This is a genomic window from Methanobrevibacter sp., assembly GCF_045644645.1.
Taxonomy (GTDB): Archaea; Methanobacteriota; Methanobacteria; order Methanobacteriales; family Methanobacteriaceae; genus Methanocatella.
In genome coordinates, this window is sequence record NZ_JAZRHE010000136.1 from 1 (window position 1) to 13,366 (window position 13,366).

The 13,366-nt window shown below is 32.9% G+C and carries 15 protein-coding genes; 4 read left to right on the plus strand and 11 right to left on the minus strand.

Annotation, left to right across the window (positions count from 1 at the left end; genetic code table 11):
* The first annotated feature begins 17 nt into the window (after nt 1-17).
* Nucleotides 18-1,592, plus strand: a complete 1,575-nt coding sequence (serA, locus tag ACKI4K_RS07850; RefSeq protein WP_407423959.1) for a phosphoglycerate dehydrogenase — start codon at nt 18-20, stop codon at nt 1,590-1,592.
* A gap of 59 nt (nt 1,593-1,651) precedes the next feature.
* On the opposite strand, the gene ACKI4K_RS07855 is transcribed toward serA, so the two are convergent.
* From ACKI4K_RS07855 to ACKI4K_RS07870, 4 genes are all read right to left on the minus strand, one after another.
* Complete coding sequence (locus ACKI4K_RS07855) at nt 1,652-2,317, minus strand: Mov34/MPN/PAD-1 family protein (protein WP_407423934.1); 666 nt, start codon at nt 2,315-2,317, stop codon at nt 1,652-1,654.
* Nucleotides 2,318-2,321: 4 nt separating this feature from the next.
* Nucleotides 2,322-3,038 (minus strand): tRNA(His) guanylyltransferase Thg1 family protein, encoded by a 717-nt coding sequence (locus ACKI4K_RS07860; protein ID WP_407423935.1) that lies wholly within the window; start codon nt 3,036-3,038, stop codon nt 2,322-2,324.
* Nucleotides 3,038-3,802: an aspartate dehydrogenase gene (locus tag ACKI4K_RS07865; protein ID WP_407423937.1), complete on the minus strand. Its 765-nt coding sequence runs from the start codon at nt 3,800-3,802 to the stop codon at nt 3,038-3,040. The genes ACKI4K_RS07860 and ACKI4K_RS07865 overlap by 1 nt, the downstream gene beginning before the upstream one ends.
* Nucleotides 3,803-3,867: 65 nt before the next feature.
* Complete coding sequence (locus ACKI4K_RS07870) at nt 3,868-4,269, minus strand: PRC-barrel domain-containing protein (protein ID WP_407423938.1); 402 nt, start codon at nt 4,267-4,269, stop codon at nt 3,868-3,870.
* 180 nt (nt 4,270-4,449) lie between these two features.
* Between ACKI4K_RS07870 and ACKI4K_RS07875 the strand changes: the two genes are divergently transcribed.
* Nucleotides 4,450-5,172 carry a tRNA-binding protein gene (locus tag ACKI4K_RS07875; protein WP_407423940.1) on the plus strand — a complete coding sequence of 241 codons (723 nt, stop codon included), beginning with the start codon at nt 4,450-4,452 and terminating at the stop codon, nt 5,170-5,172.
* A 122-nt stretch (nt 5,173-5,294) separates the two neighbouring features.
* Nucleotides 5,295-5,492, plus strand: coding sequence for a hypothetical protein (locus ACKI4K_RS07880; protein WP_407423942.1), 198 nt, complete (start codon nt 5,295-5,297; stop codon nt 5,490-5,492).
* A gap of 65 nt (nt 5,493-5,557) precedes the next feature.
* On the opposite strand, the gene ACKI4K_RS07885 is transcribed toward ACKI4K_RS07880, so the two are convergent.
* Genes ACKI4K_RS07885 through ACKI4K_RS07895 form a run of 3 tightly spaced genes read right to left on the minus strand, consistent with a single transcriptional unit; the run spans nt 5,558 to nt 7,707 of the window.
* Nucleotides 5,558-6,970: a lactaldehyde dehydrogenase gene (locus tag ACKI4K_RS07885; RefSeq protein WP_407423944.1), complete on the minus strand. Its 1,413-nt coding sequence runs from the start codon at nt 6,968-6,970 to the stop codon at nt 5,558-5,560.
* 30 nt (nt 6,971-7,000) lie between these two features.
* Nucleotides 7,001-7,183 (minus strand): class III signal peptide-containing protein, encoded by a 183-nt coding sequence (locus ACKI4K_RS07890; RefSeq protein WP_407423946.1) that lies wholly within the window; start codon nt 7,181-7,183, stop codon nt 7,001-7,003.
* Nucleotides 7,183-7,707: a type II secretion system F family protein gene (locus ACKI4K_RS07895; protein WP_407423948.1), complete on the minus strand. Its 525-nt coding sequence runs from the start codon at nt 7,705-7,707 to the stop codon at nt 7,183-7,185. The genes ACKI4K_RS07890 and ACKI4K_RS07895 overlap by 1 nt, the downstream gene beginning before the upstream one ends.
* A 69-nt stretch (nt 7,708-7,776) precedes the next feature.
* Here ACKI4K_RS07895 and ACKI4K_RS07900 point away from each other — a divergent pair, with 69 nt between their 5' ends.
* Nucleotides 7,777-10,026 carry a hypothetical protein gene (locus tag ACKI4K_RS07900; RefSeq protein WP_407423949.1) on the plus strand — a complete coding sequence of 750 codons (2,250 nt, stop codon included), beginning with the start codon at nt 7,777-7,779 and terminating at the stop codon, nt 10,024-10,026.
* Between the two features lie 240 nt (nt 10,027-10,266).
* Here ACKI4K_RS07900 and ACKI4K_RS07905 read toward each other — a convergent pair whose 3' ends face one another.
* The 4 genes from ACKI4K_RS07905 to ACKI4K_RS07920 form a co-directional block, all read right to left on the minus strand.
* The gene (locus tag ACKI4K_RS07905; protein WP_407423951.1) at nt 10,267-10,413 is read right to left on the minus strand and encodes a hypothetical protein; all 147 of its coding nucleotides are present in this window, start codon (nt 10,411-10,413) and stop codon (nt 10,267-10,269) included.
* A gap of 122 nt (nt 10,414-10,535) precedes the next feature.
* A complete protein-coding gene (locus tag ACKI4K_RS07910; RefSeq protein ID WP_407423953.1) occupies nt 10,536-10,955 on the minus strand; it encodes a very short patch repair endonuclease in 420 nt (139 codons plus the stop codon).
* Between the two features lie 48 nt (nt 10,956-11,003).
* The gene (locus ACKI4K_RS07915; RefSeq protein ID WP_407423955.1) at nt 11,004-12,395 is read right to left on the minus strand and encodes a DNA cytosine methyltransferase; all 1,392 of its coding nucleotides are present in this window, start codon (nt 12,393-12,395) and stop codon (nt 11,004-11,006) included.
* Nucleotides 12,396-12,422: 27 nt separating this feature from the next.
* A complete protein-coding gene (locus ACKI4K_RS07920) occupies nt 12,423-13,340 on the minus strand; it encodes a hypothetical protein (protein ID WP_407423957.1) in 918 nt (305 codons plus the stop codon).
* Nucleotides 13,341-13,366 lie beyond the last annotated feature (26 nt).

The window sequence follows — 13,366 nt, forward strand, 5'->3', positions numbered from 1 at the left end:
TATTAAATGCTGAAAATATGAAAGTACTTATTGCAGATGCAATTAATGAGAAAGGTATTGAAAATTTAAAGGAAGTTGCTGAGGTTGTTGTCGACACCAGCATCACTCCTGAAGAATTGGCAAATACCATCCATGAATATCATGGAATTGTAGTTAGAAGTAGAACAAAACTCACTGCTGACATAATCCAAAAAGCAGACAATATGAAAATTATCGCAAGGGCCGGAGTCGGAGTAGACAACATCGATTTAGATGCTGCAACCGAAAAAGGTATTATGGTTGTAAACTCACCAGAATCCACTTCAATTACTGTAGCAGAACACACAATGGGATTACTACTTACTCTTGCCCGCAAATTATCTATTGCAGATAAATCTGTTAAAGAAGGAAAATGGGAAAAGAAAAGATTCATGGGTGTGGAACTTAGAAACAAAACCCTCGGTGTAATCGGAATGGGTAGAATTGGTTCACAAGTTGTAAACAGATGCAAAGCATTTGAAATGGAAGCTATGGCATACGACCCATATTTACCGGAAGAAGTCGCTAAACAAATGGGCGTTGAATTAACTGATTTGGAAACCGTTCTTAAAAATGCTGACTTCATTACAATTCACGTGCCACTCACCCCCGAAACTAAACACTTAATTTCCACCGAACAATTTGAAATCATGAAAGACACAGCATTCATTACCAACTGTGCCCGTGGTGGAATTATCGATGAAGATGCATTATACGATGCTTTAGTTAACAATAAAATTGGTGGAGCTGCATTAGACGTTTATGAAGAAGAACCTCCAGCTGAAGATTCAAAATTATTTGAACTTGACAACATCGTATTGACTCCTCATATTGCGGCTTCAACCAAAGAAGCCCAAAGAGATGCTGCCATTATCGTAGCTGATGAAATCATTGATTTATTCAAAGGAGGAACTCCTAGAAATGTATTAAACATGCCTCGTATTGATCACAAAACATATCAGGAAGTATCCCCATACTTAGAATTATGTGAAAAATTAGGCAGTTTCATATCTCAAGGCGTGAACGGTAAAATTAAAGAAATTGAAATTATTTACAGCGGAGAACTAGCTGAAATCGATAACTTGGAGATATTATCAAGAACTGTAATTCAAGGTGCGGTAAATCCGTTCTTAAGCTCACCGGTTAATGCAGTTAACGCTTCCCTTGTTGCTAAAGACAGAGGCATAAGCATTACTGAAGGAAGAAAAGACAATGCTAAAGGATATGATTCATTAATCAAAGTCATTGCTAAAAGCCAAGATGACATATTCTCCGCTGAAGGAACAATATTGCACGAATCAAGAATTCTAAAAGTAAATGATTACTGGGTCGATGTTATTCCAAAAGGCCACATGTTCATTGCAAAATACGAAGATGTTCCTGGAAGCATTGGAAAAATCGGGACCAAATTAGGTGAACATGACATAAACATCGGAATTATGCAAGTTGGAAGAGATGAAAAAGGTGGAAGAGCCATCATGATTTTAACATTAGACAAAGAAATTCCAAAAGATGTAATCAAAGAGCTCCAACTTTTAGACAATGTTTATGAAGCTATTGGACTTGAACTATAAATAAAAAAACAATTTTCACCATATTGTTTTTTTTATTTTTCCTTCTTTTTTTAAAAAGATTATTTTTTAAATTCCCTAACTATCCTTTTAACAGACCCGTCAGGGTTAAGCTCGATTCTCATTACATGATTTTTAGCATTTAGCTGATTTTCCTCAAATTCCCTATAGTGATCAACAAAAGTATCATCAGTTTTGAAAAATTCATCATCAGCTTCATCCAGAAGTCCCGGTTTGAATTCGTCACTATCTTTTAAAATGTCGTCCTCATCAAAAAATTCATCACTATCATCTTCAACCAAATAGCCATAATCTCCAATTGTGTAATTCTGAGGATTGCCATATCTGTCATATGCCTTAAAAGTCTCTAAAGAATATGGAAGACATACAATCATGTGAAAATATCCGTTTCTTGAAAATGTTTTTAAATCTGCTTCAGAGGGGCTTGCACTTGGTCCCGGATGTGAATGAACAGAACCCCAATATTTTGTAGTCATCGGAATCAAATCTGTGTGAACAACAGCACCAGTTTCACAAGTTTCACCTGGAATAAAGAATAATCCAGTGATATAAAGAATATTATCGATTATCTCCCCATCAAAAAAAGCTAAAAATTCCATTGGATACGCTTTCTTAGCATAATATATTACAGAGTCCAAGACTTCCCTATCAACTCTGACTTCACTAAATTCTTCATCATTGCTGAAAATTTTTGAAAGAAACCCCATTTGCTCACCCAATTAAATTTTCAAAAAATTCTTTATTGAATTTTGGAACTTCCCAGTCCACATAAACATAAGACCTATATGAAACTTGATTTTTATTTTCTTTTTTATTGAATCCCTCAACTTTTTTATTTCTTCTATATACTGCAATCCCTCTTTTTTTATAAGTTTCAACATCATTCAAATTAATGCCGTTTTGGTATAACAATTCATGTATTTCACTAGAACTAAGCCCATTTATTTTATCATTGGCTTCATTATTTGAATAGTTGGATTTCAGGAAAGAGATGCCATGTGATGCAATGCAATTTTTCCAGGATTCCTCCTGCCTCCACCTAAAATATCTCAGGGCATCATCATCAGAAATTGGAATAACTCTAGAGTCAAAAGCAGGGGGCTTTTTAAAATCAACACCATAGTGCATTACAAATGAACTGGCTGTAAAACTAGCCATTACGGAATCAATTTTTTCAATACGGCCATCAAAAGGAATTTTATCCATTAATAAGCTTATTTCATCTGAAAAAGTGTAAACTAGGGATGGTGAAAATTCCTTGAACAAATCTTCACAAACATTTGCCATGACCCTATAAAAATTCTCATCATAAGGTTTAACTAAATTTAAGTCCTTTGCAAGATTATGAAAACTTCTGCCATCCAATCTAACAATTATTTTAGAGTTTTTTGGAACTTTCAAAGTTGAATAAACTTCGTATTCTTTCATTACATTCCCACACAAATGGTTTCATTAAAACTTTTAAGCAATCTAATTGCTGAAAGTGCCGCCAACATACTAGTTTTTGGATTAGCCGCACAAGGATAGTTCATGGTGGTTGTTTTGAATTCGCCAAAGTCCCCTTTTGCTGTGATTTCATGAACATTCCTGTCAACATTAGGGTCTACGATAATCCTTACATCAATATCCCTTTGACAGGCTATACTAATGGTTGCAGCAACATTAATGTTTAATGGAAATTCCTTTACAGCTTCGGAAGCCTTGCCTTCAAATAAAACCTCTTCTTTATCAATGTCCTTACCAAGAGATTTAGGGGATTTGCGAGTAACAAGATTTACTTCTTTTAAACCGAATTTAGCAACAGCTTTTATCCCATCCAAACCTACAATAGCCCCGGATGGAAGATGAACTTTAGCATTATTATCTTTAGCTATTTTTTCAACTTCCTGATAAAAATCAATGTCCATGAATGCACCGATACTCATGACAATCATGTCACGACCTTTTTTTAAGACCTTCGGTGCAAAATGTTTAACGGAATCCGGTGAAGCGCATTCAAGTACTAAATCAACATTATCAACCATATCATCAAAATCAAGTGCCGCCACCCCTCCCGCAAGAGATGCTAAATTTTCTGCTCTTTCAATATCCTTGTCAAAGAAATATGCTATGTCAATATCATTATTTTCAGAAACAATGCTTGTTGTAATAATGTTAGCGATTGCTCCACAGCCAATAATACCTACTTTCATAAAAATCACTGGAAAATTAAATTTTTAATAAGAATAAAATAAAAAAAGAATTTTTGAAAGATTGTTTATAATCTTTCAGCATCAAATTGAACTTGAGTTTCGTTTTGTGGTTGAGTTTCAGGTTGTTCTGGAGCTACTTCAGGGATTTGAGGTTCAGGAGCTACTTTTTTAATATCCCTAGGGTTGATTAACATAATATCTCCAATAGCTTGAACTTTATCAAAGTCAACTGTTAACAAATCATTTTGGAAGGATCTCATATTATTTTCTTCAGGCACTTCTCCACGAATACTTCCTAAAAATGAATTCACAAACCCTGCAGGTTTCCTTTCTTGCTCAATAGCCCTGACTTGCAATTTTGAAACAATCCCTAATCTAATATTAAGAACAACATCTTCAACACGCCCTACGTAATGACCAGTGTTTGTATATATATCTAAACTGCGTATTTTTGAAACTTTTACCATGATTACACCACAAGTAATAATAATTAAATTAAATTAAATATGTATAAAATTATTTTATTGTTAATATAAATAGTTTTTGTTTTTAAAAGTAGTTAAAAACCGCCTATTTTTGAAGAAATAAGAAAAAATTTATAAAATAGGTTAAATTAAACTATATTTAGAATACAAGGAGACGTTAAATTGTGGGATACAACTAAAGATTATAGAATTTTAGTAGCAAGTAAGGCAAGAGAAAACTATCTCAATCTCATTCCAACAGCTTCATTTAGAGGAAGTTGGAATAAAAAACAAGCAGTTGAAATGGGAAAACAAATGAACAGCGATTTTCAATCATTAATCTATTCTTACTTAGAAGGAGATGAATTGGTAAACTCTCCCGATGTCACAACACTAAAAGAAAAAGCGCTGAAGATTATCGAATACTTAGGCGGAGATGACTGGAATAAAAAATTCCTAAACAACGCTCCAAAAGAAGAGAGGGAAAAAACCCAAGAAAACATAGCGAAAGTAAGATTTTTCCTCGATACAATCATAGGACTGAAAGACAGACTTGCATTAGGTCCGATCAATGATCCAATTATGGGAATTGACATTAAAGTAGGAGAAGTGATGAGCGTTACCAAACACCCAAAAAATGACAAACTCCTAATTTGCAATGTTAATCTTGGAAAAAGAGCCATTACAGTTGTTACCAACGATTTAAATGTTAAAGATGAAAATAAAGTAGGCGTATCCCTGCTTCCGCCACAATCATTCAGCGATATTGTAAGTGAAGGAATGTTTCTTGGAATGGATGGAAGTATCCTTAAAGATGTTGACGGCGAACTTGGCGCCATGCCAAAAGGAATCCCTATGGAATCTTTAAATGAAACACGCAACCTTGTTGAAAATTATTTAAAATAATTTATGAATTAACTAAAGCCAAAAAAATTTATTGTTTTATTAAAAAACATGAAAACTTATTAGAACTCCTTGATAAAACAAAACAATATCTAAAAAAGACTTTCCCACAAGGAGATTTTGAATTGGAATTATACTGTGATTTAATCGGAGAAGAAGACCATTCATTACTTTTAAACATTCATGTAGATGATGAAACATTCAACAATGGATTTATGTATAAACTTCATTATGTAAATATGAAAATCCTTCCAATTCAGAAGAAACTCAATTTGCTTGCAGAAATTTTTTTAATGCTCAGAGTAAGAAACCAATGTACATAACCTGAGAAACATAACTGATGAAATTAGTGTTAATGCCTGGCGTAAAAGGATATTAAGATAGAATCCTATCTTAAATTCAATCCAATTAATTTAGATTTTGTCATTTCTTCAACAGAATATTTTATTCCTTCTTTTCCAACTCCACTACTCTTAAAGCCACCAAATGGCATATTATCTGTCCTGAAAGTAGATTGTTTATTGACAAATACTGTTCCTGCCTCAATCTCTTGAGCACACCTCATCGCGGATGAATAATCATTCGTAAATACTCCTGCCTGAAGACCATACTCCGTATCATTTGCAACATCAATAGCTTCATCCAAAGAGTTAACACGAATTATTGGTGCAACGGGACCGAATGTTTCTCTTACAACCAAATCCATGTCTGGTGTGACATTATCAATAACTGTCGCTTCGTAAAATGCACCATCACGAACCCCGCCAGTTAATATTTTAGCACCATCACCAACAGCATTGTTAACAGTTTCTTCAACCTGGATTGCCGCATTTTCACTTATTAATGTGCCTAAAGTAGTTTTTTCATCTAAAGGATTTCCCATGACAAGTTTTTCAGTTTCTTCAACTAGCTTTTGTGCGAATTCATTTGCTATTTCATCTTCAATAATAATTCTTTTAACACCCATACACACTTGGCCTGCATTTAAAAATGCTCCGTTTATGACCCCTTTAACTGCCTTAGCAATGTCTGCATCTTTCAGAACAATTAACGGATCATTTCCACCAAGTTCCAAAGTAACTTTTTTCATTCCTGCTTTTTGGGATATCATCAAACCAGTTGTGATGCTGCCCGTGAAGGATATTTTGTTAATATCTGTGGAGGTTACCAAGTAGTCTCCAACTTCTGAGCCATAACCTGTCACAGTGTTGATTACGCCATCCGGAAATTCTTCATTTACAATTTCTGCAAATTTCATTACTGTTAATGGTGCTTCCGTAGGTGGTTTTATAATTACCGTGTTTTTACATGCAATGGCCGGGGCGATTTTGTGAATTGTTAAATTGAGCGGATAATTGAAAGGTGTGATTGCCGCAACAACACCCAATGGGACTCTTTGAGTGAATGCAAAAAATCCTTTTCCGTTTAAACCTGCATCCAGCGGTACGCTTTCACCATAAATCCTTTTAGCTTCTTCTGCTGCAAGTTTTAATGTTTCAATTGACCTGTCAAGCTCGACTAGAGATTCATTGATTGGCTTTCCAACTTCCAAAGTTAGTAGCTCTGCCAGTGATTGTCTATTGTTTTTAAGTTTTTCACAAACATTAAACAATTTATTTGAAACTTTGAAAGCAGACATTTCTTGTATAGAATCTTTAGCGTTATTCGCTTCATCAATTGCCAGTTGTGCAGTTTGTAAGTGTGCAATTGGTATGGTGTCAATTACTTCACCATTATAGGGATTTTTTACTTCCTCCAAATCCTCACTTGAGATGTGTTTTCCACCTATCAGCATGTCCATGATATCACCTAGATAATATTTAGTTAAGAATTATTTAAAATATTTGCCTAAAGCATCCAACTGCGAGTTAAATTCTTTAACTTCATTTGATGCCATTTCACCACTCAAGTCATTTATATAATTATTGTACATGTAAATAACCAGCAGAACAACAACCATAATCCCCCCAAACAGCAAAATGAATTCTGCTGATGTTTGGCCTTTATTGTCCATTAGAATCCCCCCATAAACAATGATGCTCCAAAGGTTGAAATGAAATAAAAAATTCCAAATGATGCCGCTGCAAGAGGCAATGAAAACTTAATTCCTTTTTTAATCTCACCATACATTATTAGGCTAATTATAAATCCAACAAGAACAGAGTGGATTATTAAGTATATCTCACCAGCCAATGGTGCCGTTAAAATAATCTCAGATTCCATCCCATAACTTTGCATGAAATCTGAATAAACCCCAACCATTCCAATGGCAAATGGCGTTGCAATCACTGCAGATATCAATAAAAACATTACAGACATCATTACAGATGATTTTCTATCACGTTTCAATGCAAGCAAATCCCTCAAGTCATCAGAAACATCCATTAAAACACCAGACATACTGGATCCGCTTTTTCTCCCATCCAAAATAATTCCAAAAATTCGCTCCAACTCCCTTGACTTTAAGCGTTTACTCATCGCCCGCCATGCATCCTCGAAATTACGACCCATTCGAATCTCTATAATTGTCCGTCTCATCTCATCGTAGAATGATACTATGGTCAGTATCCATATAATTTATATACCATGAAACTCAAATAAGGTATTATGGTAAGTAAGAGATTAATGGTCAGTGATCAAGAGCAATACCAAAAATATTATAATCTAATGAAGAATTACAAACCTCTAAATGATTATATTACAAAAGAAGAACTATCCAAGGATACAAAATATAAATATTATGGAGCTCTAGCATCTTATTGTTGTTCGCAAAATGAATCTTTTGATAAATTACTGGATGAAGCACAGAATGAAGAAAAATCTAATATACCTTTAGCTGAAAGAAATGTTCATAAAAGATTAGATGTTTTTAAAGATTTTCTTAGGGATGAAGGTTATGTAGAAAAAACCGCAGATCGTCGTGTGAAGGTAGTACGATCATTCTATAGGTTAAATGGTATATCTCTTATTGAAAATAATCGGTCATTAGATATCAATCCAGAAATACGTAAACATATAGAAGATTCAGATATCTTTAAAGATTTTATTGATTCCCTCAATCTTGAAAATGAATCTACCATCGGAGGATACCTTACTAGTTTAACTGGATATTGTGATTATTATAATATGACTATTGAAGAGTTAATTCAAGAAGCTGATGAAGAAGAGGAAAGTAATGTTAGATTATCAAAAAGGAAGATAAAAAAGAGGTTAATTGAATATCGTAAACATTTATCCAAAAATTACGCCAATTCCACAATCAGGACAAAAATGTCAGATATCACTTATTTTTATGTTATAAATGACATTGAAATTCCAAAACTACCAAAGGCAAATTATCCATATGAGCCAGAATTAACATTTGATGAAATTCCAACATTAGATGATGTTAAAAGGGCCTTAGAAACAACTACATCAATAAAAAACCGTGCATTATTCCTTTTCTGCCTGACAAGCGGCTCATCTTCAAAAGAAGCAAGAACTCTCAGTGTTGAAGAGTATATTCTCGGTACTAAGGAGTGTCATGGTGAAACAACAGACATACAAAAAGCATTAGAAAAAATGGAAGGCAATATGGAATTTATACCTGTTTTTCACTTAGTTAGAACAAAAAAGAAAAGAGATTATTATACCTGCATTACACCTGAGGCAAATCAATATATTATCAATTATCTCAAAACAAGGGACCAATTAACTCTAGATGATAAAGTATTCGACTATTCAAGAAAAAGCTTGATTAATGCATTCCAACATGTAAATGACACAAACAACTGGGGATGGGTAAATAATAACCGCCAACGAAGGTTCACCTGCCACCAATTAAGAAGATTAAATGCAAATATAATCGACAATGGAAAACTTGTGCATATGATTCAAGGGAAGAAATTTGACCCTACAGTCAGAGCATACTTTAAACAAGATCCAAAAAAAGTCAGAGACAAATACACAAAGGAAGTAAGAAAACTAACCATTTATGAGAAATACAAAACTCACACACTAACAGATGAAAACTACGCAGAAATGCAGGAACAAATAGAAGAGAAAGATACAATAATAAAACAACAAGAAGAAGAAATAAAAAGTTTAAAAGAAAGCCACACTACTTTAAACAATACTGTAGGCAATTTATCTGAAAGATTAAAAGAAATGGACAGACAATTAAAGCATCTTAACAATAATGAACCACAGAACATAGAAACTAAAAGTACTATAAATAGTATCTTATGGTTTTTTACAAAACCAAAAATATCAAGTGACATTAATATCGATTCATTAAATGATATTTCTGCTGAAATTGATGATGAATTTGAAAATATGACACCTGAAAAATTAGAGAAATGGGATCAAGAAACTGAGAAATTTTTATCCAAAGTAGATGAAGATGAAGCACTATTAGATGAATTAGAAGTGAATAAATTTACATTTAGTTTAAATGACGAAGAAAGAGAAGCAATATATAATTCAGAATTAGGAAAACGATTAAGAACATTTAATCAAGCAGAACTCCTAACAATCCAAGAATTAACCTACGAAATAGCATCTAATAATCCAAATTTCAACCCTACAACAGAGGAACTGACCAAAATAATTAAAAGAGCCATATTCAAAATGAAAAGAAATCCTGATTTAATAATAAAAGTAACCAATTACCATGAAGATTTAGATAATCGAATACAGAAACATGCAGAAATATTTGACTTACTTGACAAAAAAATGGATGAATTGGGACTATGGAATGAAGAAGAAACAACAGTACTTAAAACAAAAATTATTACAGAAGTAATGGAAAATAGACAATATGCAGAACAAGAAGTTACAGAAGACATTGTGATGGATTTAATAGAAAAAAATATGTAAACAACATATAAATTTTAGCCCCCACTTATTCTTTCATATTCACCATTACATTATTAAAGATAATAATAAGATTATACATATACTCATGCCTAACTTTAACCATAATAAAACAGGTGACAATAATCATACATATTAATCAATACATACATGTACCGACTAAAAAAGCAACTTTTTTACAATCTTTAACATCAATAATCGCTGCAACTTCACTGACCCAGTCATGTTAATTGCACACCATCTCTATTTGAGCACAACCATCTCATCATCAACATCGATCTCAACCTTATTGATTGAATGATAAAAAGTTTCACCACTAAACCCAATGATATACTCATCAGGCACATTTGCCAGTATTTCTTTTAATATACCAATATTTAATTCAGACATAAGTAATGATTGATTTAACTAGCATATAAGTCTTTATATATGGAACTAGGTAAAAATTGATTTGTATTTGGAATTTTATGGGGTTAAAGCAATATTTATATAATTGTAAAAATAGCATATAATCATTCAGATGTTATTTGATTATATAAATTCTCAAGTGTCTGTTCAACTTTATCCTTTTTCAATTCACATTCCCACACGGTGATGACCTTCCAACCCATTGCTTCAAGTTCCTTCTGGTTGCGTTCATCACGATCTCTGTTCCCATAGAGTTTTGGTTTCCAGTAGTCCAAATTGGATTTAGGCATTTTAGCATATTTGCAACCTTTATGGAGATGCCAAAAGCATCCATGAACAAATACAACAGTATTATATTTAGGAAGAACAACATCAGGACTCCCAGGATATCTTTTATCATTCTTCCTGAAGCGTAAACCTCTTGAGAAAAGATAACTGCGAACAAGGATTTCAGGTTTGGTGTCTTTACCTCTGATTCGTGACATAATATAACTGCGAGTTTCTTTGTTAAACTTGTCTGCCATTTAAATCAACACAAATAAGAAATATATGGTAAGGATAGTTTAATATTATTATTTTTCATTAAAATCAAATAATACTGTTTGATTAGATGCTTTTTTATTTTCTGATATTTTTTGAGAAAAGGCCCCTCTTTTTTGCACTCTTGATTTTTTTTCAATTTCTTCATATTCCATTTCAGAGGAAATAGATAACAAAACTTCTTTAAGTCTAGGGTTAATTTTAGCATTGCGTTCTTCAGCTCTACGAACAATACCATAACATCCAACAGGAGAAAGATAAATTTTTTCTGGTGCATTTGGGGAAACAATATCTTCCATAGTTCCAAATACAACCTTTTCAGGAATTGATGAACAATTAATAGTTTCGCCCGAAACTAAAGTAGTTAATTCTTTATCTAATAAAACTAAAGTTGAATCATCCATTTTTTTACAATTTCTATTTGAAAAAGAATCTGGATTTAAATCTAATTCACATTTATTTTGATCAATTAAACGTTCACCAAACCATTTAATTACTGGAACAACCCATGAATTGCCAGTAGCTTTATAGCGACTAGTCCTATTTGACCTACGACCTGTATTAACATCAGTATAATTATCTGGAAATCCCATTAAACGTTCAGTTTCTAATGGGGACAATCTCCTTATTCTATCATCTTGAACTACAAATAATGATCCATTTCTTGCAGCTGCATTACCATTCCATTTGGTACCATAGGCAGAATATAAACAGTCTGTATATTCCCTAAATATTTCATAGTTATGCCCATCTTTTGTAAATGTTAATGGTACCTTAGGATAATCTGGGAAGTTATTTTCATGTAATTCAAATAGAACATTTTCTGGATGAAATGTTTTTCCACCTGCAAGAAGATATAATCTTCTACGTTGTTGAGGCAATCCAAAATATTTTGCATCTAAAACACGCCATGCCACATTACGACAAGGACCATAGATTATGCCAGCATTTGGCCATTTTTTTCTTGGAATTATTTCATCAAGTCCTGCTAAAGATGAAACTAAACAACCAAATGCATTTGTCTTATCTGATAAAACTCCTTCTACATTTTCCCAAAAAACTATTGTTTTATCAAGATTATTGTTTCGCCTAATTTTGTCATTTGATTCAATAATATCTACAAATTTTAAGGTTAAATTTCCTCTATCATCAGTTAAACCTTTTTTTAGTCCTGCAAGTGAAAACGCTTGACAAGGAGTTCCACCACAAATTAAATCAGGGGAAGATATGGATTTATCAATTATTTTGTCAGGGATGTCATTCATATCCCCCACATTCACCTTATCAGGATATCTTTCTTCTAAAATTTTTGAAGGAAATTCATCAATTTCAGAAAACCATTCAAAATTTAAACCTAATGGTTCCCATGCAACAGATGCAGCTTCTATCCCAGAACATACACTTCCCACTGTTTTTATATTCATTAAATCCACCTAATTACTAAATATTTTTCATTTATTGTTTTCTATAACATCTAACAAATGTTTTCTCCATTCTGCAAAATCATACCATGCACAACCTTCACATCCGCGTTCTGCATCCTTTCCTTTTTTAGGTATTTCAATATCCCAATTTTCATCCCCTTTATAAAAATAAGGTATGCCAAATGCAACACCTCTCTTTCCTGTTTGATAACAAGTTCTACAGACTTCTCTCTTCTCTTGATTTCTTTGATTTGTTAGTAATTGAAATTTACTTTTAATTTCTTCATCAGTCATGGAATCTGGATTTTCAGCTTTTGTATCTTCATCCCAGCGAATTTCAGAAAATTTATGATCAGGAAGACAAGCACGACAATTTTTGTTTTCATAAATGTCAATATTACCTAACACATTAATTATCCTTTTTCTTAATTTAGGAGACCATGTTTCATATCCATTTCCCCCAAGAGTAGCTCTTTCAAGAGGCACCAACAAGATATGTGTAGTATTACTATCACAATGTGGACAATACCTTTTTGTATCTGTAGAAAGAGTATATCCAAATTCTTTTATATCTTGAATTCTTCTAGCCCAATTTCTATTTTTTGGAAGCGTGCAATCAACACATTGCCAACCACCTTTAATTAAACTATCAAAAAATTCTCTTGTTGTATTAGCTTTTGGTTTTTCAGTATCCCAATATTTTTTTTGTTTATCTAACCAGTCAGAATAATTTATGGGATTTAATTCAGGATAAATTTTGTTAAGGTAAGCAATCTCCTCACCAGGTTTAATTGAAATCCCAGTTCTCCTATATTCTAATGGAATCCATCCTTCCCAAGACCCATTATCATATCTAAACAATACATGGATATACTCTTCAGAAGCTTTTGTATGTTTTTTTCTTTCACCTTCAATAATTGTTATATTTTCATTTAATTCTTCCATTGATAGCACCAAAGTCGGAGGCCAAG